General features: G+C 51.9%; 16 protein-coding genes. 9 read left to right on the top strand and 7 right to left on the bottom strand.

Annotation, left to right across the window (positions count from 1 at the left end; all coding sequences use genetic code 11):
• Positions 1-66: 66 nt before the first annotated feature.
• On the bottom strand, positions 67-267 hold the full coding sequence (locus BP727_RS10460; protein ID WP_013719753.1) for a PUA domain-containing protein: 201 nt from the start codon (positions 265-267) through the stop codon (positions 67-69).
• A 496-nt stretch (positions 268-763) separates the two neighbouring features.
• Between BP727_RS10460 and BP727_RS10455 the strand changes: the two genes are divergently transcribed.
• Together BP727_RS10455 and cobN are read left to right on the top strand one after the other, a co-directional pair.
• A complete protein-coding gene (locus BP727_RS10455) occupies positions 764-1,810 on the top strand; it encodes an ABC transporter substrate-binding protein (protein WP_286858720.1) in 1,047 nt (348 codons plus the stop codon).
• 143 nt (positions 1,811-1,953) lie between these two features.
• Entirely contained in the window at positions 1,954-5,673 is a 3,720-nt protein-coding gene (cobN, locus tag BP727_RS10450; RefSeq protein ID WP_286858719.1) for a cobaltochelatase subunit CobN, read from the top strand.
• Between the two features lie 243 nt (positions 5,674-5,916).
• Here the strand turns inward: cobN and BP727_RS10445 are convergent, their stop codons facing one another.
• From BP727_RS10445 to BP727_RS10430, 4 genes are all read right to left on the bottom strand, one after another.
• Positions 5,917-7,200, bottom strand: coding sequence for an ABC transporter substrate-binding protein (locus tag BP727_RS10445; protein WP_286858718.1), 1,284 nt, complete (start codon positions 7,198-7,200; stop codon positions 5,917-5,919).
• Between the two features lie 57 nt (positions 7,201-7,257).
• Complete coding sequence (locus BP727_RS10440) at positions 7,258-7,995, bottom strand: ABC transporter permease (protein ID WP_286858716.1); 738 nt, start codon at positions 7,993-7,995, stop codon at positions 7,258-7,260.
• A gap of 1 nt (position 7,996) precedes the next feature.
• Complete coding sequence (locus tag BP727_RS10435) at positions 7,997-8,848, bottom strand: ABC transporter ATP-binding protein (RefSeq protein WP_394339414.1); 852 nt, start codon at positions 8,846-8,848, stop codon at positions 7,997-7,999.
• A gap of 101 nt (positions 8,849-8,949) precedes the next feature.
• Positions 8,950-10,992, bottom strand: a complete 2,043-nt coding sequence (locus BP727_RS10430) for a putative cobaltochelatase (RefSeq protein WP_048132285.1) — start codon at positions 10,990-10,992, stop codon at positions 8,950-8,952.
• Positions 10,993-11,399: 407 nt separating this feature from the next.
• Between BP727_RS10430 and BP727_RS10425 the strand changes: the two genes are divergently transcribed.
• From BP727_RS10425 to BP727_RS10410, 4 genes are all read left to right on the top strand, one after another.
• Positions 11,400-11,639 carry a hypothetical protein gene (locus BP727_RS10425; protein ID WP_273271324.1) on the top strand — a complete coding sequence of 80 codons (240 nt, stop codon included), beginning with the start codon at positions 11,400-11,402 and terminating at the stop codon, positions 11,637-11,639.
• Positions 11,640-11,659: 20 nt separating this feature from the next.
• A complete protein-coding gene (locus BP727_RS10420) occupies positions 11,660-12,760 on the top strand; it encodes a FecCD family ABC transporter permease (RefSeq protein ID WP_286858759.1) in 1,101 nt (366 codons plus the stop codon).
• Between the two features lie 222 nt (positions 12,761-12,982).
• Positions 12,983-13,300 carry a hypothetical protein gene (locus tag BP727_RS10415; RefSeq protein WP_013719769.1) on the top strand — a complete coding sequence of 106 codons (318 nt, stop codon included), beginning with the start codon at positions 12,983-12,985 and terminating at the stop codon, positions 13,298-13,300.
• Between the two features lie 159 nt (positions 13,301-13,459).
• On the top strand, positions 13,460-14,296 hold the full coding sequence (locus tag BP727_RS10410) for a class I SAM-dependent methyltransferase (protein ID WP_286858713.1): 837 nt from the start codon (positions 13,460-13,462) through the stop codon (positions 14,294-14,296).
• Between the two features lie 11 nt (positions 14,297-14,307).
• Here the strand turns inward: BP727_RS10410 and BP727_RS10405 are convergent, their stop codons facing one another.
• The gene (locus tag BP727_RS10405) at positions 14,308-16,734 is read right to left on the bottom strand and encodes a response regulator (protein ID WP_273271323.1); all 2,427 of its coding nucleotides are present in this window, start codon (positions 16,732-16,734) and stop codon (positions 14,308-14,310) included.
• Between the two features lie 442 nt (positions 16,735-17,176).
• Between BP727_RS10405 and BP727_RS10400 the strand changes: the two genes are divergently transcribed.
• The 3 genes from BP727_RS10400 (at position 17,177) to BP727_RS10390 (ending at position 20,038) form a co-directional block, all read left to right on the top strand.
• On the top strand, positions 17,177-17,857 hold the full coding sequence (locus BP727_RS10400) for a hypothetical protein (protein ID WP_273271321.1): 681 nt from the start codon (positions 17,177-17,179) through the stop codon (positions 17,855-17,857).
• A gap of 297 nt (positions 17,858-18,154) precedes the next feature.
• Positions 18,155-18,823, top strand: coding sequence for a diphthine--ammonia ligase (locus tag BP727_RS10395; RefSeq protein WP_273271319.1), 669 nt, complete (start codon positions 18,155-18,157; stop codon positions 18,821-18,823).
• A gap of 342 nt (positions 18,824-19,165) precedes the next feature.
• Positions 19,166-20,038 carry a hypothetical protein gene (locus tag BP727_RS10390; RefSeq protein WP_273278309.1) on the top strand — a complete coding sequence of 291 codons (873 nt, stop codon included), beginning with the start codon at positions 19,166-19,168 and terminating at the stop codon, positions 20,036-20,038.
• A 542-nt stretch (positions 20,039-20,580) separates the two neighbouring features.
• On the opposite strand, the gene BP727_RS10385 is transcribed toward BP727_RS10390, so the two are convergent.
• Entirely contained in the window at positions 20,581-21,597 is a 1,017-nt protein-coding gene (locus BP727_RS10385; protein WP_286858710.1) for a phospholipase D-like domain-containing protein, read from the bottom strand.
• Between the last annotated feature and the right edge of the window lie 425 nt (positions 21,598-22,022).

Below are 22,022 nucleotides of genomic sequence, written 5' to 3'. Positions count from 1 at the left end.
TCTAAACTAGAGGGCTATTAATTCCTGCATACACATGCTGCTTTCTGCTATCATCACCTCCGCACTTCACTGACCGGTGTAGATTTTAAGCATCCTGACCGGCCTTTCCTTCCTGTCCACAATCAGAACATCTTCGCCATTCTCGATTCCCGGATCCGTTGCGATCACTTGCCCGGGGAATAAGCGTCCCCCCCGGGCGACAAAAGGCACCGCCGCATCCGAGATCACCACTTTGCTAACCGACGAATCGTTTTTATCACTCCACATTGCACAACCACCTCTATCCTTTGTCTGTGATTAATAGGGATATAGATCTTATTAAGTAATAAACTTTTTGATTGAATTATTACCATGGTTAAGGGTCCGGCCAAACCCGGCGTCCTCAATATCCCATGCCTCGATCTCATCGTCTCTGATCCCCGAATGATGCCGGTTGGAGTATGACAATGGCCCCGGACGAGCTGGCGGCTGCATGCTTAATTTAAACCTGCCAGCTTTTGAGAGGACGGACCTCGCCAGCAACTTGGCCGCGAGGGGAGAGATATTCAGGCGGGTGCTTGAGAGGCAGCATACTGGCTTAGTGCAAACGTTGGGCTGGCCGCATGATCTTCATGCTTTTTTTCGGATGTGCAAGCACATAATTATTAACAAAAACGATTTATACTTCGCCTAGTCTTAATAACCACAGTTCATATGAGGAATTGATATGCAAATACGACTGTTTTCCGCGCCTATGGCCCTTTGCCTGATAGCATCTATGCTGATGGCATCGGCATGGGCAGCTGAATATCCCCTGACCATCACCGACTCTGCAGGAAGAGAGGTCACCTTCAACCAGCCTATTGAGAGGGTGATCGTCACCAGCTCGGATGCTGCCGAGGCAGTTGTGATGCTGGGAGCGGCAGATAAGGTGGTAGGAATCTCAGATACAGTGAAGAATAAGGGCTACTACTTCCCCGATCTCAAGGGAAAGCAGAGTGTAGGGAAATGGAATGCTCTGGACTATGAGATGATCGGCGCGATCGCCAGCGATGGAGAGGATGCCATTGTGCCAGATATCGTGGTCATTGGCTATAGCTATCCAGACAAGAGCTACGGCATATACGGCCTGGAGGAGGGACTTCTGCCCTTCGAGAACATCAAGGCGGTAGCGCTGGAGTTCACCAAGCCGCAGAACATGACCCGCGAGATCGAGGTTTTAGGCCAGATCCTGGGCAAGGAGGAGCAATCTTCCGATTACATTAGCTGGTATGATGAAAAGATCAACTCCGTCAAGGATGCAGTGGACGGGATGAACTTGCCCGAGGCATATGTGGAGTGGAGCTCCAGTGGCGGCGACATTTCCACTCTGGGCCCGGGGTCTGCATTTGACCAGGTGCTGAAAGTGGCAAAGGGCTACAACATCGCCAGCGCCCTGGAAGAGAGCTATCCAAAGGTGGACTGGGAATGGGTGGTAACAGAAAATCCTGAGATAATCATCGTGAGACAGACCCAACCAGCAGGACATACCGAGATCGGCTGGGAGTCTGCTCCCTCACAGGAGGCCTCAAAACTGCAGGCTGCGAAGAATGAGCTTCTGGACAGATCAGGAGCAAGCGGAACCTCAGCCGCAAAGTCCGACCGGATCTATTTCATAGATTGGGATATCATGAACGGCCTGGACCAGGTGGTGGGCGCGACCTATCTGGCGAAGGTGCTCCACCCCGACGTGGATCTCAATCCGGAGGAGGTATACCGCGAATATTTAGAGCGTCTGGGCCTTGAGTATCCCGAGGGAAGGACGATGGTCTATCCGGAGATTGAGGATTGATCGCAACAAGATGCCTGTGAGGCATCCTTATTCTTTTTTAGATGGGTTTTTATGTTATTTGATCCGAAATAGTTATTAATAGAATACAAGAAAAACAGAATACATCACACCAAATTGCAATCCCTCAATCGGCAGGTAATCGAATGAAGTTAGTCTCTATAACCTGGAGCAGTGAGCTGCCCCACCTGATGCAGGGGGCCAGAGAGCTCTCCTTTAACCTGGAGGCCTGGTCCTATACCCAGCTTGACGATCCCGTCCAACTGGAGAAATGCCTGAAATCACTGAAAAGCGCTCAGATGGTCCTGATCCATCCATCGAACGACCCCTGCTGGGATGAGATCATTCCCTCCCTCAGCCCCAGCACGCCAGTGATCTCCTTTGGCCGGGACCCATCGCTCTGGACAGTGGCCAATGTCCCGATGGATACTACCCTGACCGTCAACCGCTATGCCCTGTTCGGCGGGCGGAAGAACTTCAAGAACCTGCTCAAGTATGCCTGCAACCAGGCCCTGAAGACGAGCTTCCAGCTCGAACCGCCAGAGGAGATCCTCTGGCAGGGGCTCTATCATCCCCGATCTGAGACGGCCTTCGCAACCGTTGATGAGTACCTGGAATGGTATCAGGGCAAGGAACGATCGTGGGTGGGCCTGATCTTCTCCCGCACCTCCTGGGCAAACGAGGATCTGAAGGTCGTAGATGCCGCCATACTGGAGCTGGAAAAGGAGTTCGACGTCCTCCCTGCATTCTGTTTCGGCATGGGAGATTCCGATCTGGGCGCCTGGTCCAGCGTAGAGGTGGCCAAGAGGTTCTTCTCAGGAAGAGTGGAGGCTATAGTCAACCTCCAGCCCATCTTCCGCTCCAGAAACAGCGATGAGGCACTCCAGACCATGAAAGCCCTGAATGTGCCCATATTCCATCCTGCGGTCGTCTATCATAAGACAGAGGAGGAATGGAAGGATGATGTGCACGGCCTGTCCAGCAGCGAGGTGGGCTGGTCTGTGGCCATGCCGGAGTTTGAAGGAGTGATAGAGCCTCTGATGATAGGAGCGACGAGCCGCTCTGAGATGGACGGGGCACAGATAGAGAAGCATGTGCCCATCCCGGAGAGGGTTTCAAAGCTCGCGAGAAGGGTCAAAAAATGGGTCGCCCTGAAGAACAAGCCGGTATCCGAGCGCCGGGTGGCTTTCATCCTGCACAACAATCCCTGTGCTTCAGTGGAGGCTTCAGTTGGTGGCGGAGCGCATATCGATACCCTGGAGAGCGTTGCTCGCATCATGGACCGGATGGTCCAGGCCGGATACTCGCTGCAGAGCCCACCCAAGACGGGAAAGGAGCTGATTGAGACCATCATGGCCAGAAAGGCGATATCGGAGTTTCGCTGGACCTCGATCGAGGAGATCATCAAGCGAGGAGGAGCCCTCGCCCTCTTGAGCGAAGAGGAATACCGGCAATGGTTCGACCTGCTATCCCCCGTCGTCCGGGATCAGATGATCGAGGCCTGGGGAAGGCCGCCAGGGGAGGAGAAGGACGGAATTCCCGCTGCCATGCTCTATCAGGGGAAGATCGTTATCACTGGGGTGGAATACGGAAATGCCCTGGTCTGCACCCAGCCCAAGAGGGGGTGCGCCGGGTCTCGCTGCGATGGCCAGGTCTGCAAGATATTGCACGATCCCCAGGTGCCGCCCACTCATCAGTATCTGGCCACCTACCGCTATATCGAGAGCTGCTTTGGCGCAGACCTGATTGTGCATGTAGGAACCCATGGCAACCTGGAGTTTCTGCCCGGAAAGTCGGTGGGCCTCTCCGCCGACTGCTATCCCGATATCGCGATCGGCGATATGCCGCACCTTTACATCTACAACTCGGACAACCCCCCGGAAGGGACCATAGCCAAGAGAAGGAGCTATGCCACTTTAGTCGACCACATGCAGGTGGTGATGACTGACTCCGAACTCTATGGAGAGCTTAAAGAGCTGGAGGACAGGATCTCCGAGTACAGACGGGCGGTCCTCTCGGAGGGCGGAAGAGCCCATGCCCTCGAGCATATCATCCTAAATCTGCTGGAGAAGAGCAACCTGGCAGGCGAGATCAATCTGAAGAGGCTCATCGCCACCGGCGCGAGCTTCGAAGAGATCCTGGAGAGAGCACACGATAAGATCTCCCAGCTCTACAATACCCAGATCCCCGACGGTATGCATATATTTGGAGAGCTTCCCGCGGGCAAGAGAAGAGAGGAGATGATCCGGGCCATTCTCCGGGCTGAGGTGAGAGGAGCTGCTGCCCTCCTGCTGGGACGGGAGGTCACGGCCAATATCGAGGATCTTAGAGAGTTGGACGGACTGGGTGGGGACCTGGTCCGGGCAATCATAGCCGACAGGACAGGCAAGATCGAAGGCCAGGAAAAGAGCAGTATATCGAGACTGCTGGAGGAGCGCTCTATTGGAAAGGAAAGCCCGGCCTTAGACCTCTTGCGAGATCGAATAGAAGAGCTCAGCTGGAGGATCGAGGAGTCCAGGGAGATGGAAAGCCTATTGAGGGGCTTTTCCGCAGGATTCATCGAGCCAGGACCATCGGGGCTGATGAGCAAGGGAAAGATCGAGATCTTGCCCACGGGAAGGAACTTCTTCTCCCTGGACCCCTCGGCAGTTCCCACCGAGGCCGCCTGGATGGTAGGACGAAGACTGGCCGACAGCCTGCTGGAAAAGTACGAAAAAGAGCAGGGACGGCTTCCTGAGAACGTGGGGATGTTCTGGATGGCAGGAGATGTGATGTATGCCGATGGGGAGCAGATGGCCCAGATGTTCCATCTCATCGGCGTCATGCCGGTCTGGAAGGGGGGGAAGCTGAAGGGCTATGAAGTGATACCTCTCGAGGAACTGGGCCGGCCCAGGATAGACCTGACCGTGAGGGTCTCAGGCATCACCCGAGACTGCTTTTACAACTGCATTGAGATCATGGACCAGGCCATCTGTGAGGTCGCAGCACTGGACGAGCCACAAGATATGAACTTTCTGCATAAGCATGACCTGGAGAACGGATCTCATCATCGCATCTTCGCCAGCCGCCCAGGAACCTATGGCAATGGAGTGAACCTGGCAGTCTATGCCAGCGCCTGGAAAGCGGATAAGGATCTTTCGGACGTGTTCATCTACTGGAATGGTTACGCTTACGGCAAGGGCGTCTTCGGCGAGGAATCCCAGGATGGTTTGATCAAGCAGCTGAAGAGCGTGGACGTCACCTTCAACAAGACCACCACGGATGAGAAGGATCTGTTCGGCTGCTGCTGTTACTTTGGAAACCAGGGAGGTATGACTGCGGCCGCCCGGGAGGTCTCGGGGCACCATGTTGAGGCCTACTATGGTGATACCAGAGATGCCGATCGGGTGGAGGTTCGCACCCTGAGCGATGAGGTCAGGCGGGTCGTTCGCACCAAACTGCTCAATCCCAAGTGGATCGCGGGGATGAAAAGGCACGGCTATAAGGGAGCAGGGGACATCTCCAAACGCGTAGGCCGGGTCTACGGCTGGGAGGCGACGACACAAGAGGTGGATGACTGGATATTCGACGACATTGCCCGGACCTTCGTCATGGACGAGGAGAACCGCAAGTTCTTCCAGGAGAACAATCCCTGGGCGATGGAAGAGATGAGCAGGAGGCTGTTGGAGGCCGAGCAGAGAGGCCTGTGGAAGGCAGATCCTGAGGTTTTAGATGCCCTCAAGAACCTTTACCTGGAGATCGAGGGCTGGATAGAGGAGAGAATGGGAGACGTGGAGGGCGAGATCCAGGGTGGATCGATCGATGTCTTCAATGCCGATGAGGTTCTTGCCTGGAAGAAGAGGATGAGCAAGGTTCTGGGAGATTGAACCGGGGCCAAGCATAACGATGAACGGACTTCTGGTGAGCTTGATTCCTGCAAGGGGGCAGAGGGGGCTTATGCTATCCTATGGGCCGATCTGGCAGCCTTGCATAGGAGCCTTCCCAATTATCTGCTGGCGAAGGTGGCCGCTCCTCTGCTTTACATCACCGCCTTCTTTTTCGCACTGGGGGCAACATCAGGATGAACCAAGTGAGCTAGCTGGATTACTGGAGAAGCTTTGAGGAGCCTCTCATGCTGCTGCAGGATACCCCAGCACCGCTCCCTCGGGATATTCCACTTCCAGGAATTGCTCCAGGTATTCCCGATAGATCTTCTCGGGATCTATATTCATCTCGGGGTGCGGCCACGCTGCGCAATAGGCGAGGCCCACGATGCCGTCAGGTCCCCAGGCGATCTCAGTGCTCAGCAGATGGACCCTGTTGTTCTTCGCCGCATCCAGATTGCTCCATCCCGGACGTTCCTCTAAATAGCCATTCAGGATCTGATCAGCTTCTTTTGTGCTGTTCCAGCCCGCTTTTCCGCCTCCCGGTGCCAGAAGCTTGATTATGACATCCGGGTTCTCCTTGAGGATCCATTCGCTGTCCAGCTTGGGGTACTCATCGAGATCGCCTGCAATGTTCCGTCCTCCAGTGGAGCAGCACATTGCATCGCCGCTTGAGCCTCTGCCGTAACTGGAGATCTCAGCGATGCTGTTTCTTGTTCCCCATTCCATGAACAGACGGGGCTTATCCTTTTCATTGAGGCCTGCCACATAATCATGGATCGCCTGATCATAGCTGCCACGCCACTGCAGGTATTCGTCTGCCTCCTCGTTCTTATCCAGGATGAATCCCAGAGTCCTCATCTCCGAGCGCATGATATCCTCCCGGTAGAGATCAAGACCGATAACTGCTATGCCAGCGGGCCTGAGACTCTCCTCCAGCAAGCTGGCCCGATCCAGGTTGGCGGAGGTGATCACTATATCCGGTTTCAATTTGACAATGGCCTCGCTATCGGGGGCAGACCATGTTCCTACTGCCGGCTTATCTGCCAGATCCTGATAGTAGTACCCTTCTTTGATGTCTGAGGATACCCCTACCATCATATCCTGTGCCTTGAGGATCTTGGCGGCCTCATTCCTATAGGTGCCCAGAGCGATTATGGATTTCACCGGCGGGGATACAGTGACATTCCTGCCGATGGAGTCGGAGACTGCAAGCTCCGTTTCCTCTCCTCTGATGATCTCATTTATCCGCTCGATGTCCTGGGAATCGATTCTGCCGTCGATGTTAGCATCGGAAAGCTTTGTGGCCTTGCTCATCCCGTCGATTACCGCCTGGACATAGATGGCATCTGCCTCGTCGATCCTGTCGTTCATATCGGCATTGCCGAATACGCTTAACAGATCCTGTCCGCCCTCATCGGCAGACGCTGCTGGGCAGAGAAGAGAAAGGGCGATCAGGGTGAAGCAGCTGCGCCATAATATTGACTGTTCAAGGGGTCTATTACTGTTACCTATTCTAAAAATATTCATAACTCATCACAATAATTTGCCTGAACTATTGTAGATATAAATCTTTCCATAGCTCTGCTAAACGCTCATCCTCCTGAGGGCCATCATCCCTCCGCCCAAGAATAACAGAAAGAAGAGGAAAAGAACCAGAAAAGATGACCAGGGAAGAGGCTGGTCCAATGCAGCCGCCCTCAGAAACAGGCTGGAGTGGGTGAGAGGAAGGGCGTACAGCGCCATCTTCAGCCAGAAGGGAACCTGGGAGACGGAGAAGAAGGTTCCACCCAGAAATGTCATCGGCATGAGAATCAGGCTGCCAAATGTGGCCATATCCTCATGAGATCGGGCCAGCAGGGCAGCCAGAACACCCAGAAAGGCAAAGGTCAGGCAGCTAAGCAGCAATCCTAATACAAAGGGCAGAGTGATATGGATATGCCTGGCGATGAGAAAGGCTACGAGCAAGAATGCTACCGAGCTCAGTATACCCCTCACCACCCCAATCAGCGCTTTTCCCAAGAGAATGGAGGGCAGTTCCACCGGGGCCATGAGGCATTCATCAAAGCTCTTGAAATAGAGGCGATCGACATTGAGCCTGGTGCCGGCTCCATTGAAGCTGGTGGTCATGGCGGTCAGAGCGATGATTCCCGGTATCACGAAATCAAGATAGCTGGTTCCGTTCATATCTATCCCGCGACCCAGGCCCCAGCCAAAGGCCATCAGATAGAGAAGCGGGCTCATCAGGGTGGTGAGAAGATAGCGAGGCCAGCGCCGCTTGAGTGCTGTCAGGTCCGACCAGAGTATGCTGAAGGCATCGATCATGCTAGTCTCCCATCACCTTCTCACCGGTCAGCTCGATGAACACATCCTCCAGGTTGGACTCTCGCATGACCACTCTCTCCGAGCCTGGAAGATCCTGAATAAACCGGGAGGCACTTGATCGATCCGGAAAGTAGCGGTAAGTTGTGCCGCACGCCTCCCCCTGCATCTCTACGGCCACCATTCCCAGCCTTTGCCGCAGCTCCAGAGGGCTTCCCAGAGCTATGAGCCTGCCGTGATGAAGAATTCCAACCCGCTGACACAAGGCCTCGGCCTCTTCGATATAGTGGGTGGTCAAGAAGACCGTCGTGCCTTCCAGGTTCATCCTGCGGATGAGATCCCAGACCCGGCGTCTGGTTTGAGCGTCCAATCCCACCGTCGGCTCATCCAGGAAGAGGAGCTTGGGCCTGTGGATGAGCGCCCGGGCTATCATGGCCCTCCTCTTCATTCCCCCAGAGACGCTATCGATGAGCTGATCGGAGTGATCGGACAGCCCCACATAATCGAGCAGTTCCGCGATCCTCTCCTTTCGTTCCCTGGATTGGAGGTGGTGCAGCCGGGCATGAAGCTCCAGGTTCTCGCCGATGGTCAGGTCCCGGTTCAGGCTCAAGTGCTGCTGAACCACGCCAAACTCCGACTTCACCCTGGACGGGTCCTTTGCCACATCGATGCCGTTGATCCGAATCCGTCCGGACGAGGGCTTGGTGAGGGTGGTAAGGATGCGAATGGTGGTGGTCTTGCCAGCTCCATTTGGCCCCAAGAAGCCGAAGAGTTCTCCCTGTCCGACCTCAAGATTCAAGTTATCTACTACCTTCTTCCTCGAGTACTCCTTCTTCAGGCCCGATATCTCGATCATACTGCTCATATCTATCTGAATTATATTAACCGCATATATTAATTATATATGTTAATTATATTTATTAATTCTTTATTTCTATCATCATCTCTATAATAGCATTATGTTGCAGCATATTCATTTATGGTCGCGTCATCGAACAGAAGCTTCTGCTCTTCATCTACGATCCTGAGAAGGGACTCCGGGGTTAAGCTGGATAGGGGATAGTACTTTCCCTGACACTGATCCGCGATCTGATGGCAATAGCCTAAACGCATATCCAGGAAGGAGCTGTCTACGACCTCACTGTCGATGACGATGGTATGGATTCCCAGGTGCTTTATCCGTTCTGAGATCGCCATCAGCTCGTCTTTGATCTTTCCACCCATTCCCTCATTAGCCCTGCCATCGGATATGAGAACCATCATCAGTTTGCTCTCCTCATCCTTTCTCAGTTCTCCCTGCAAGAGCTGCAATCCGCGGGAGAGGCCGGCGGATAGAGGTGTCTTGCCCCCGGTGGGAAGCTCTCGCAAGCGGCCAAGGGCCAGATCCACGCTGGTGCAGGGGGGAAGTATGATCTCGGCTTCCTTTCCTTTGAAGGCTATCATGCCGATCTTGTCTCTCTTCTGGTAGGAGTCCATTAAGAGGGAGAGAACTGCACCCTTGGCGCTCTCCATCCTCTGATTGGCCCCCATGGATCCGCTGGCATCTACCACGAAGAGGACTACGGCGGAGGTCTTGCCCACTCTCTCCTTCTCCCGTATATCCTCGCCCTTCACGATGATGGCGTTGGGGCCGGATCTGATCCTTTGATAGGGGGCAGCGGCACGAATGGTGGCATCAATGGCAATATCTTTTCCTTCCTGGGGCATTTTCTGGCGCAGATACCGGCCGCGGTTGCGCAGAGCCAGTGTATTCATCCTCCTGCCGCTGGTCTTGCGGCGGGCGATTCGGTCCCTCTTGCGGGGCATCGTTATGGCACGCACATCGATAGGCGTGCCGATCTCGAATATCCTCTCTTGGGGCTTAGCGGCCTGTTTTTGATCCGTGTCCTTTTGTTCCGACGGCTCCTGTGGTTGTTGCTCATTCTTCTTCTGCTGCTCGGGCTTTTGATCCTGATGCTGGTGTTCATGCTGCTTCTGAGACATGGACTTCTCCAGCCGTTCCTTGTTCAGTGTGGGCGGCTCAAATGGCCTGCTCCTCATCCTATGGGCCAGGGCTAGCTCCATGGCTTTCTTGACATCCTCCTGGTTGACTTCGGTCCTGCCATCGAAGGCGGCGATGGTCTTGGCGGTTCTGGTGATGACTATCTCCGCTCGGTGTGTCTTGACTCCAAGATCGATGCAGGTGGAAGCGATTAAACGGAGGAAGTCATCGCTCATGCTCACCTGACTGAGAAGCTGGCGAGCCCTGGATATCTTCTGTTTCATATCCACCTGTTCTTGTTGCCATTCTTTGGCAAATCCCTTTGGATCAAGGTCAAAAGCTTCTGCGATCTTGGCGATCTGCATTCTCTGCTCCACGTCCTCAATTCCAGCAACGCTCACCTGTAAGCCGAATCGGTCCAGAAGCTGGGGCCGGATCTCTCCCTCCTCAGGATTCATCGTCCCCACCAGGATGAATTTGGATGGATGAGCAACGGATACGCCCTCCCGTTCCACAATGTTGACGCCCATGGCCGCAGCATCCAGCAGCACATCTGCCACATGATCGTCCAGAAGATTAACCTCGTCAATGTAGAGGATGCCGCGATTAGCGGCTGCGAGAATGCCGGGCTCCAGCGCTTTTATTCCTTCTTTTATGGCCCGTTCCACGTTCAGCGATCCTACCACCCGATCTTCGGTTGCTCCCAGCGGCAGATCGACTACAGGGGTCTTTTTCTCTACTGCTGTGATCTGATTTGATTGGCTCTTCTGGTAGCACAGGTCGCACATATCCTCTGGATTCTCCGGATTGCAGTTGAATGGGCAGTCAGATGCCACCTGAATGGTCTCCAACAGATCTGCCAAGGACCTTACTGCTGTGGATTTGGCAGTTCCCTTGTCACCCCGGATCAGGACGCCGCCGATGCGGGGATTGATGGCATTCAGAATCAGGGCAAATCTCATGTCGTCCTGCCCTACTATGGATGTAAATGGTATGGTCCTTCTCTTCAAATGGTGCATGTAATCGCCTTTTTTATTTAGCGTATCTCTGACGTATATAAGGCTTATGTCATATTAAAAAGTAAGAAATTTCAAATAATTTTTTAATTAATTGTTACATATAGATCTAAATTTAGTCTTATACTATGCGCGAATCTCGAATTAGATCTGATTTCTTATATGAATTCTTCTATGTGATATGCAATGCGCTTGTCAGGGACCAAGGATTTTCGGCTCAAATTCCAGTCTGATGAGATGATATCGATGAATGCACATATAGAAAAGAGCTTTCTGCTATTTAGAGAATTTCTAGCATACTAATAATTTGCAGTGATATTTGATGCCTTCAGCGGATGAACTGGGAGAACAATTGTGATATAGTAATACAATTACCAAAAGACTTATTAATATTGGTATAAACCAGCAAGATGATATCGATGATCGAATCAGGAGAGAGTAAGGCTGCCCCTGAAGGCGCAAACCACGATGAGATCAGCCCTGCTGTGGGGCTGCCCAGCAGAAAGAATGAGCCCGATAGAGATTTTCCGCCGGCAACGATCATCAAGGGCAATGATTTTGGCCAATCACATCTGAACGGCTATGGTTTGCTCCCGGAATCCAGGGTTGATGCTATAAATAGAGCCTTCATCTCTTATTCTGAGGCATGAGGCTGATGTCCGAATCACAAATGAAAGAGAGGCTGGGCGCGGGCCAGAAGACTCAGCCCAGGACGACTGCTGCTCAGGAGCTGAGGGCGGAGTACCAGAAGTTCATCGGAAGGAAGATGCTCTTTCTCGCTGCTCTTGTCTTAGGCATTGTATTGCTGGCGGGCTATGCTGCCACCCGGGGATCGGCGGATATCAGCGTGATGGATGTCTACTCCACTATCCTGGCAAAGTTCTTTCCCCAGTATTTCCAGACCACCTGGTTCTCAGATACCATCGTCTGGGGACTGAGGCTGCATAGAATCCTTATGGGGATAGTGGGAGGAATCGGCCTGGCCATCGCCGGAGCGGTCATGCAGGGCATCCTTAAAAATCCCCTGGCCAGCCCCTTCACCCTGGGCATCTCATCAGCTGCTTCCTTTGGTGCGGCCATGGCCATAATCATGGGGGCGGGGTTCATGGGCGGAGAATGGCTGATCATCGGCAATGCCTTTGTTTTCACTCTTCTCGCTGCGGGGGCGGTCTATGGACTGGCAAAATATAAAGGAGTCACACCAGAGACCATGATCCTGGCGGGAATTGCCATCTCATACCTTTTCAGTGCCATGACCTCATTTCTGCAGTATATCGGCCATGCAGAGCAGGTTCAGGAGGTGGTCTTCTGGTCGATGGGCTCGCTGGGCCGCTCTTCTTGGGATAAGGTCTGGATAGTCACCGCGGTCATAGCCATCTGCCTTCCCTATCTTATCATCAAATCCTGGGACATAAATGCCATGGGGGCAGGTGACGAGACCGCCAAGAGCCTGGGGGTGAATGTGGAGAGGACCCGGGTGATCAGCATGATGCTGGTCTCGTTCATAACCGCCTCGGTGATATGCTTTACTGGCACCATAGGCTTCATCGGTCTGGTCGCTCCTCATATAACCCGGATGGCAATTGGTGGGGATCACAGGTTCCTGCTTCCCGCCTCTGCTCTGGTGGGGGCGCTGCTTCTCTTAGGAGCTGATACCCTGGCCAGGACCATTCTCGCTCCAGTGATTCTGCCCGTGGGAATAATGACCGCCTTTTTAGGGGTGCCATTCTTCGTCTACCTCTTCATGCGCAGGAAGAGGGAGTTCTGGTAGGCATGCCTGTCCGAAGGATGAAGGATCCAATCGATTATGGGTGCCTCATCTTCCTTTTTTTCGCCATCGCCTCCTGATCCAGATCGTCAACCGCACCGTCCAGGTTAGCATCAGTCATTGGAATTTCTATCATCCAATCCAATTTGGCGATAGTCCTAAATTCCTATCTAAGTTACTTATATCATGAATAACTAATAGCATATGGCTTAAAGGGTGGTCATAATGAAGAAAGAGGAATTCCTAAAACAGATTGAAGGATATGCATTCCCTGAAATGTTCAATCAGGACCTTCTCGATCGTGCAGCAGAGATGTTCGGAAAGTGGGGGAAGACCGCTCATCTGGATGAAAAGGAGCATTTATTCGAGAGCTTTGGACTGAATCCCCTGCCGGAGGACAGCGATGAGATCAAGGAGCAGAAGGCTGCCATCAGACATATCTGTTCCAGGATGATGGATGCAAGCATCAACCGCAGGGATGCTGCCGATCTCATCCGAAACTTCAATCGAATAAAAGATCCAGGCTACAAGTGGCTGGATTGAACTTCAATTTTTTTAATGCTTCCCTCACCACCTACCACCAGTGATGCCAATCCGGCGGCACGAGGCCGACAAGCTATAAATAGCCCTCATATTCAAGGCCGATAGTTCATTGCCTGTGAGATCAAAGGGATGTCCAGATCAAATAGCGCTTCTGAGTTTATGAAATATAACTATGGTGAAGATAGGTTATGCCTGGAGAGAGAGGAGCTGGCCTTCTGGGAGCGACAAAGGAGATGCGGCGACGACTGCGATCTCAAGATGGCCCGCGATCTACCCGATGATACTCCCCAGTTCATATTACGCCTGCAAAGGGAGTTTGAGGAGAGGGCAACAGCCTTCTCTTTTGCCGGATCAGGTGGCATGGTCCTGGATGCAGGGTGCGGCAATGGGGAGCTGCTAATTGCAGCCCTTGAGATGGGGATGGCAAAGGAAAATGGGCCCAGGTTCATCGGCATGGACTTCTCTGCCAACATGCTTGGTCGGGCCAGATTCCGCACATCCGGTGATCCGAGGGCAGCATTTCTTCAGGGAAGCATAACCTCGCTTCCCTTTGTTGATCAGTCATTCGACTGGGTAGTGAGCAGCGGCGTTCTTACCTGTCTTGCCTCTCCACAGTCGATGGCAGAGGCCCTGCAGGAGTTCAATCGGGTTCTCCGCCCAGGCGGAGGACTGGTGGTGGATTTCTTCAACCGCCTATCCCATTACACCCTGGCGAGAAAATATCTATTCGGAGAACGGATAGTTCCGCCGGAGTATCTCTCCTTTTCAGAATTCCAGAATCAATTGGAGAATGCCGGCTTTCAGATCGAAGAGCATCTCGGTTTCGACTTCAAGCTCTGCCAAGGCTACTTATTTATGAGCCGCTACAGGCCGGTCGTCGATCCGGCTTATCTGCAGGAGCGCATCTCCCAATTACTGGAGAAACGGATTGTGCCACTATGGCCCAAGCTAAGTCTTTTCGGATACAGGATATATGTAAGGTGCAAAAAGATATAGAGTTTTAGCAGTCAGTTCTGCCCTCCGCCCCTCGACCAGCTGCCAATTCCATCGTTTTTGCCAATCGCACTGACATCAGATCTCAAGATCGCTCTCAACTCTTCCAGGTTCACCGGCTTGCTGATGTAGCCGTCCATTCCCGAATCGATGCATTTCTCCTTGTCACCCTCCATGGCAAATGCGGTGATAGCGATGATCTTTGGCAATGTCGGCCGGGTTTCTCTGATCTTTCTGGCGGCATCCAGCCCATCCATCTCTGGCATTTGAATGTCCATGAGGATCACATCGTAATCCTGGCGATCCAGGGCGACAAGGACCTCCAGGCCATTAGCAGCTACATCAGCGCGATAGCCGAGCTTATGGAGCATCTTTTTAATAACCTTCTGATTGATTATGTTGTCCTCCGCCACCAGTATACGTAGAGGACGCTGGGGGCCCATAGAGATGCTGCTCTTCGACCCTTTTGCCAGCTCTCCGGGCGGTGGCGATAACGCTTCCATTGCCTTTATAGTGAAATGGAATGTTGATCCCTTGCCCTCCTCTGACTCCGCCCAAATCGAGCCATCCATGAGCTCCACGAGCCTCTTGCTTATTGCCAGGCCCAGGCCCGCGCCACCATACCTGCGAGTGGTACAGGGCTCAACCTGGCAGAAGGACTGAAAGAGGCAGTTCATCTTCTCTGCTGGTATTCCGATGCCCGTATCCATAACAGCGAAGTGGATCTCATGCTCTCTACCCCCCAAATCTCTGCCCGAAACCAGGATCCTGACCTCTCCAGAGCTGGTGAACTTCACCGCATTGCCCAATATGTTGACCAGTATCTGGCGCAGCCTGGTGGGATCGCTGACAATGGTCTTTGGAATGCTCTCTTCGATATCATATCCCAAGGTCAGGCCCTTTTCCTGGGCAACTGGAGCCATCAGATCAACAGCATCCTCAATGCTCTTTTTGACATCAAAAGGCTGGACTTCCAGCTCCATCTTGCCGCTATCGATCTTCGAGAAGTCCAGGATATCATTGATGATTGCTAAAAGTGCATCTCCACTGCTTCTGATGATCTCCATATGGTCGCGTTGCTCTCTATTCAGGTCCGTGCCCAGGAGAATTCCAGTGAGGCCGATGACGGCATTCAGAGGGGTTCTGATCTCATGGCTCATATTGGCTAAAAATTCGGATTTTGCGTTGGTTGCCGCCTCTGCCGCCTCCTTGGATCTTCTCAGATCCTCTTCGATCTTCTTTCGCTCTAAAATATCCTCCTCTAGCTTTCGGTTTGCCGCTTTCAGCATAGCCGTCCTATCCATAACCCTGCTCTCTAGATGCTGGTTAAGCCTTCGTACCTCTTCCTCTGCTCTTTTGGATGTCTGGAATAATCTCTCGTTCTCCTTCAGAGCGACGATCTGGCGAATGACTATCAGACCTATTATCCCCCCCACAGAATAAGATAGATGAGGCGTGCTTATGGCAAGAGGACGGTCAAAGCTCCAGATAAGGATGATGTATGCGCCAGCAACGAAGATGTAAGGGATGTAGTGAGCACCAGGAAACCGCACCATGCCGGAATCAAGAGCATAAGGAGACGCAGAGGATGCAACGGTGCGGGCATAAGCAGGCTCTTCGGAGGGAACCTTCTGGAATGGAGGTGCATCGCGGGGTGAGGTGCTGGCCTGCAGTATTCCCGCCAGGCCGATCATCGAGTAGGCCATTATCCAGCCCACGTCCCAAATGCCGCCGGAATCATATATGTTGTTTAATGATTGGTATGCCAGGATGAGATCAGCGATGATCATCACTATCGTTCCCATTACCAGAAGAAGCACTGGACCCATCTGCTGAAATCGGATCCGCCGAAGGAGGAGTTCAACCAGCGCTAAGAGAAGCATCAAACCCAAGACGGGATATGCCACGGATAATGCCTGTGTGCGGAAGATTGCTCCTGCGCTGGACTCGATCGTGGGTGCGATTAAAACCACCCAGAATATTATAACGGAGGCGATGATCACGATCCCTTCATCCAGCATGACCTTCAGCCGTTCACTGGAGGTCAGGGATTGGGTAGGCAAGAGGAGAATGCCCGCGATTAATAGGGGGTAATGAATCAGAAATAGCCAGTCTGCCACGGATGGGAAGGGTGGCTGATCCAGCACTATCTCAGTATAAGCCCAGGCGATATCACCCAAAGTATGGGCCACCAGGGCAAGGGCAAGAACCGTCCAAGCTAAACGGACCTGTCTCCCATAGACAGAAGACCTCCTGGCGGCATAAAAAAGGGCTAGTGTGGCCAGAGAATCGACCAGGATCGCCAGCATATCGCTCGCCGTGAACTGCAGCTCATCTTTTAAGTGGATGCTAAATGAGATTGAGCAGAGGGCAACTATGAAGGCCAGCATCAAGGCCATGTTAAACGGTATGATCGACTTTATGCATTGATCAGAGGTCATGGGCAAACCTTCATCTTGCGGCTTATCTGTGCATCTCTATTATTGGCCTATCATAATTGTCTTCAGAACCCCTGGTGAAGATGTATCAATTATTAGCCTTCCTTTTTTCGCAGCCTTTTTCGGCATAATATTGTCTCTGAATGCAGATCAGGTTCTCTAATACTGATAGAAAAAGCTTTGCATCATTGCCCAGATCAGCACCTATGGCCTTGAGCGGAAATAATAGAAAAATTTAACTATAATGATATGAATTATGGATTGAGCATAAGGGGGATTAATTGTGAATTATTCGAAGGAGAGAACTCATTGCAGGGCTTTTTTGATATCTGCTCTGCTAATCGCTTTGATTTTCAGTTCGGCTCAAGCCATTACCACTAAGGACCTCATATTTGCAAAGAGCCCGCAAACAACACAGCCCATTTCGACAGTGGTGGCGGATGCCATGAACCAGGCCCCTGTGGCCAAAGGCTTGACTCCCGATCAGGAAGGGCCGTTGACAGCAGGCTCACCGGTTGTCTGGACAGGCGATGCCTTTGACTCCGAAGAGGATGAGCTATACTATCAGTTCTGGTTGAACGGGCCGATGACGGGAAACACCTGGATGCCCATGAACACTTGGAGCAAGAACAATACCTGGACCTGGGAGACCAGCGCCATAGACATTGGCAATAATGTCATCGATATGCGTATCAGGGATGGACGCCATGCTCCCCCTTGGGGTCATGATGCCCATGTCAGCGCAGAATATATCATCAGCGAGAGTGCTGGCATTGCCGGCAGCTCGAAATCGAACTCCAAGCCGACTCTGACCAGCATGAAATCTGATAAGCAAACCCCGCAGGATAAGGGCGCCACTATTACCTGGACGGCTAAGGCGACAGACCCGGACATGGATACGGTTCTATACCGCTATGTCCTTAAGGGGCCTTCAACAGATGAACAGTGGGTGCCCATGACCGACTGGAGCACGAACGGTGTCTGGTCCTGGGAAACGAGCACGGGAAAAGCCGGCATATACATGATTGAGGTCTGGATTAGAGACGGATACCATGCAGATGTCGATAATTGGGATGACTCCAAGAGAACGCCATTTGTCCTGATGCAAAAGGGAATAATCAAGTAATGAATCAAGAATGCTCATTGGACGCCTGCAGATCCAGCTCTGTCTGACTGCTTCTGCATGCGCCCCTTTTTTATCTGATTTCTGGCAATTGGGTCGTGATCCTAAAATAGGTTGAAGTTTCTAAAACTCGATTAACGATTGCGGTCTCTCGGACGCGCTCGAGAGAGGACATTCTGGGCAAATCGGCATTCAATAATGCCTAATTCTGCTGCAGGCCTAAATACCAACCCATAATTGATTCACGACCGGCAATTGCTCTCAGGCCATAATTGTGTATCAGATTTGATAGGGAGAGAGATGAATTTGAGAAATGCAGTCGTCTCCTGGACGGGAGGAAAGGATGGATGCTTATCCTGCTATAAAGTGATGCAAGAGGGATGGCGGGTCAATTATCTTCTCAGCTTCAGGAATATATCACGGATCGGATCTCATGATATAAATCCAGAGCTGATTCTGGCCCAGTCAGAGGCAATTGGAATTCCCCTCATTCATAGGGAATTCACCTCCTATGAGCAGGAGTTCAAGAGGACCATTCTGGATCTTCGCGCCAATGGGGAGAAGATCGATGGAGCTGTTTTCGGCCATATCCAGACCCACAAAAAATTGGTGGACAGGATCTGTACTAGTTTAAATCTAGATCTACTGCTGCCCCTATGGCAACAGGATTCGAGGAAGATCTTAAAGGAGATCACAGGTTTGGGCTTTGAGGTGATAGTGATAAGCGTCAAGGATGGCCTCATGGGCAGAGAATGGCTGGGCAGGAGGATTGATGAAGAATTTTCTGAGGATCTGAAGGATCTGGACCAATCCATTGACCCCTGCGGAGAGAATGGGGAGTTTCACACCATCGTCACAGACGGCCCGATCTTCAAGAAGAGGATTATATTGTCCGGAAGCGAGGCGGTATTGAGGGAAGGCTACTGGTTCCTCAACATAAAGGAGTTTTCAATTGAGGAAAAGTTATGACGAAGCCCTCATTGAAAGCGTCCCCTCGCATGGGCCCCAGACATGCTTGTTTTATGGGGAACGCCCCTGGCAGCAAATCTCAAGCGATTTTGCCTGCACAATCTGTTGGATGGAAGAAAAAATCTGCCAAGCAAAATATTTTTAATACTTGCGTGCTACAACACATAATATGCCTGGACTCGCTCATACAAAGAAAAGGCTAAATATGAATAAACATAACTGCCTTCGCAGACATGTGAGAATAAAGGAGGGTTTCGTATAAAGAAAGTATTGGTTAAAATAGGATTAGTATTAATTTTTCTGCTGCTAATCACAGGAATTACCTGGGCAGGAAAATATGATATGAATCCTGGAAGAGAAGCGATCAAGTATAAGCATGAGATGACCGATGATGTAACCGGACAAGGCTTTGCTGTGGAGTATAAGAGTATAAATACAAATAACCTCTCCCTGCTGGAGTACTACCACGGCAGCGGATCCGTGGACATGGCCGATATACTCAACTCCGAGCAGAAGACCACCAGCGGCTCCTACTACTACCTGGATTACGATGGACTGATGAAGAAAGCCTCAAAGGGTGCTAACAGCGTCGTCAGCTACACCAGGCAGTATGATAATGTCCAGTCGCCAACTACATTTGCCTATGGAACCGGCTGGTATGCCGCGAATCCCATTGAGTACAATTCCCTTATCAAGGATAAGACCGAGGCCAGGAGCTATCAAGAGTCTGCGTCAATGCACCGCCAGGTGGAGTACGCTCATGCTCTCAAAGGGGACATTGCCGTGGACATCAACTGTACTGGCCCCACAGACAAGACAGATGGCGTGGGCATTCTCAGCATGAAGATCGATGACGATGTTTTTCAGGGTACTCTTCACATAGGTGAGCTGCTGTTGAGCCCCAAGGAAAAGACTCAGCCAAAGACATATGATCCTATAATCGAGGTTCAAAATGACTACATCGGCAACTTCCAGGTTCAAAAGACGATGAAGCTGGAGATAGTCAAGGACAGAGAGACCTCTCAGAAGGACTGGCTCCCCTGCTGCATGGGCGGCTTTTTCGACCTTCCATCCTATAACTTCAATGTACAGTACGCAAGCTGGAAGGGAATATTCGACTGCTCCTGCCGGGAGGAATCAATCTCCACCATGAAACCAGCGTGGAACACGACAAAGGCACAGTTCCCCACCCAGGAGTATCAGTTTAAGCCCTGAAGGGGGCTTAAGCTTTTTTTTATAATTGAAGTAAAGAAACATACAGTCAAAGCCCAAAATCGATCTATTGGAGGCAATAGCTAGCTATAGCCCTCTGCCTGCGGCCAGTACTGGAGGCTGAATGTCCTCGCTTTGGGCGATGAGGAGGCCCGATCCGTGGGCATGATCCGGAGAGATACAAGATCATTTTAATCGTAGCAGCATCTCTTGTCGCATCTTCTGCTGTTGCCGTGGCCTGAATCATCGGCCTAGTGGGCCGGTGGTTCCCCATATGTTGCGCATGATCTTCGGCTGCATCAGGACGCTGAATCCCTATCCCTGACATTTGGCACCTCCTTGCGGCAAGACCACTCGATTGAAGATCATCAATGGGCTCCTCGTGCTGATTCTGGAAAGTTCTATGTGGACGGAAATGATATCCCTCGGATGGGGCAGACCGATTTGGCCCGGCTATTATTGGAAAGCTCTTTTTTTGCTGCAGCCAACATGCCCGATCGCCACAAAGGATATGCCTACTGGTGGTAGGCAAAAATCCAAGGCTCTCATGCCACCCTATACGGCCAATTGTCTCCCTGGCCGCAGTTCTCAATGAGAAACACTATCTCGTCCAGCCTCCCAGGAGCCACAGGATCTCCATCGGCGCTGATTGAATCAGGGCAGATCTCAGACTCCATCTTTATATTGATAGAGCTTGGATCCATTAAAGCATCCTTGACTTTTGCCAGACCGTCACTCAACGGCGACCACTGGATATCCTCCGGCTGCAGATCGGGATTGTTCAGAGCAGTCCTTGCCTCCTCCAGATAATCATCTTTGAAGTCCTGCTCTCTTTTGATTCCCGTCCAGCTCTCCGGTCCTTTCCTTGCCTCTGCGGGGTTGGCAGGAAGCCTCGGCGGCTTCATAACTATCTCTGCTGTAGTCTTGCCATTGGTATTGACCGGCTTTATCTGGACAGTGGAATTCCACCAGGGATCTGGTATCAGGAATGAACTGTCAGAGCTGGCGGCATTCTTGAAGGCATCAAAGAACAGCCTTCCCCAACCGTCTTTCCCGTCAGAAAAGTCGATATGCTCCGGCCAGGCGATATCCGGAAAGAGGACTCTCCACAGCCTGCGGTAGTGCTTTATAACCAGGTCGTCATCAAGGACTGCGCAATCAAGCTCAGTGTCGCAGGTAAAGGATCTGCGATTCAGATTTGCAGAACCGCAGACCAGCAGGCTGAGATCATACATCTGAACCTTGGCATGACAGTAAATGCCTCCTGGAACTCGATTGGGGTGCCACAGGTCGTACACAGCCACCCGCTCGAATATGCTCTGACTCTGATCCTTAGAGAGGCCCTCAATCAGGTCGTCGAGGGCCAGCTTTCTTGCATGGTGCTCCTCAAGCGTATGCTCATCGGCATAGGGCGGAAGAATCAGAATTACGCAGAGTTTTTTTTCTTTATCGCTCTTGATCCTGTGGTTGAGCAACCTGGCCAGCGGTCTGCTGAAGAAGTATTGATCAAAGATCAAGATCAATTCCTCTGCAGCCTGGCAGGCTTTGGATATTCCAGCCATTATGGTAAACTCCCCTCTCAAAAACGGTGGCTCATTGCGCTCCGGGCGGAGTGGAATGGTACGCCACATCTGCACTATTGACGAGCCCGCATGTTGATGCTTTTGATCAGACTCCGAGGACACGGCCAGAGGCAATATCTTTCCGTCCTTGATGGCAGTGTTTGAGCTGAAGATGACCTGACTGTTCAGCAGATGCAAACTGCCCCAAAATCCCGTCTCATAGACTCTTCCTCCATCCTGCCATCTCTCAGCAAACTGCTCTTCCAGAGTCTTGACGATCGGTCCCTCGAGCTTCAGTAGCTGATCATGCCAGATTTGATATTCACTCCCGTAGACCTCATTCGGTAGATCCGTTTCCGGAACGGTGGTTCCAGTTACATCTTTCAGCGCATCATAGATAGCGTTGTCAATGGCGGTCTAAAAGT

This window comes from Methanosaeta sp. UBA356, from assembly GCF_002496465.1.
In the GTDB taxonomy this organism is placed as follows: domain Archaea; phylum Halobacteriota; class Methanosarcinia; order Methanotrichales; family Methanotrichaceae; genus Methanothrix; species Methanothrix soehngenii.
Note: the sequence above shows the minus strand (reverse complement) of the source record. Positions and strands in the feature narration are given on the sequence as shown.

Bases quoted from the DNA above. Each gene is read 5' to 3' on its own strand.
- BP727_RS10460 (WP_013719753.1), bottom strand. From the start codon at position 267: ATGTGGAGTGATAAAAACGATTCGTCGGTTAGCAAAGTGGTGATCTCG.
- BP727_RS10455 (WP_286858720.1), top strand. From the start codon at position 764: ATGGCATCGGCATGGGCAGCTGAATATCCCCTGACCATCACCGACTCT.
- cobN (WP_286858719.1), top strand. From the start codon at position 1,954: ATGAAGTTAGTCTCTATAACCTGGAGCAGTGAGCTGCCCCACCTGATG.
- BP727_RS10445 (WP_286858718.1), bottom strand. From the start codon at position 7,200: ATGAATATTTTTAGAATAGGTAACAGTAATAGACCCCTTGAACAGTCA.
- BP727_RS10440 (WP_286858716.1), bottom strand. From the start codon at position 7,995: ATGATCGATGCCTTCAGCATACTCTGGTCGGACCTGACAGCACTCAAG.
- BP727_RS10435 (WP_394339414.1), bottom strand. From the start codon at position 8,848: ATGATCGAGATATCGGGCCTGAAGAAGGAGTACTCGAGGAAGAAGGTA.
- BP727_RS10430 (WP_048132285.1), bottom strand. From the start codon at position 10,992: ATGCACCATTTGAAGAGAAGGACCATACCATTTACATCCATAGTAGGG.
- BP727_RS10425 (WP_273271324.1), top strand. From the start codon at position 11,400: ATGATATCGATGATCGAATCAGGAGAGAGTAAGGCTGCCCCTGAAGGC.
- BP727_RS10420 (WP_286858759.1), top strand. From the start codon at position 11,660: ATGAAAGAGAGGCTGGGCGCGGGCCAGAAGACTCAGCCCAGGACGACT.
- BP727_RS10415 (WP_013719769.1), top strand. From the start codon at position 12,983: ATGAAGAAAGAGGAATTCCTAAAACAGATTGAAGGATATGCATTCCCT.
- BP727_RS10410 (WP_286858713.1), top strand. From the start codon at position 13,460: ATGAAATATAACTATGGTGAAGATAGGTTATGCCTGGAGAGAGAGGAG.
- BP727_RS10405 (WP_273271323.1), bottom strand. From the start codon at position 16,734: ATGACCTCTGATCAATGCATAAAGTCGATCATACCGTTTAACATGGCC.
- BP727_RS10400 (WP_273271321.1), top strand. From the start codon at position 17,177: ATGAACCAGGCCCCTGTGGCCAAAGGCTTGACTCCCGATCAGGAAGGG.
- BP727_RS10395 (WP_273271319.1), top strand. From the start codon at position 18,155: ATGAATTTGAGAAATGCAGTCGTCTCCTGGACGGGAGGAAAGGATGGA.
- BP727_RS10390 (WP_273278309.1), top strand. From the start codon at position 19,166: ATGAATCCTGGAAGAGAAGCGATCAAGTATAAGCATGAGATGACCGAT.
- BP727_RS10385 (WP_286858710.1), bottom strand. From the start codon at position 21,597: ATGGCTGGAATATCCAAAGCCTGCCAGGCTGCAGAGGAATTGATCTTG.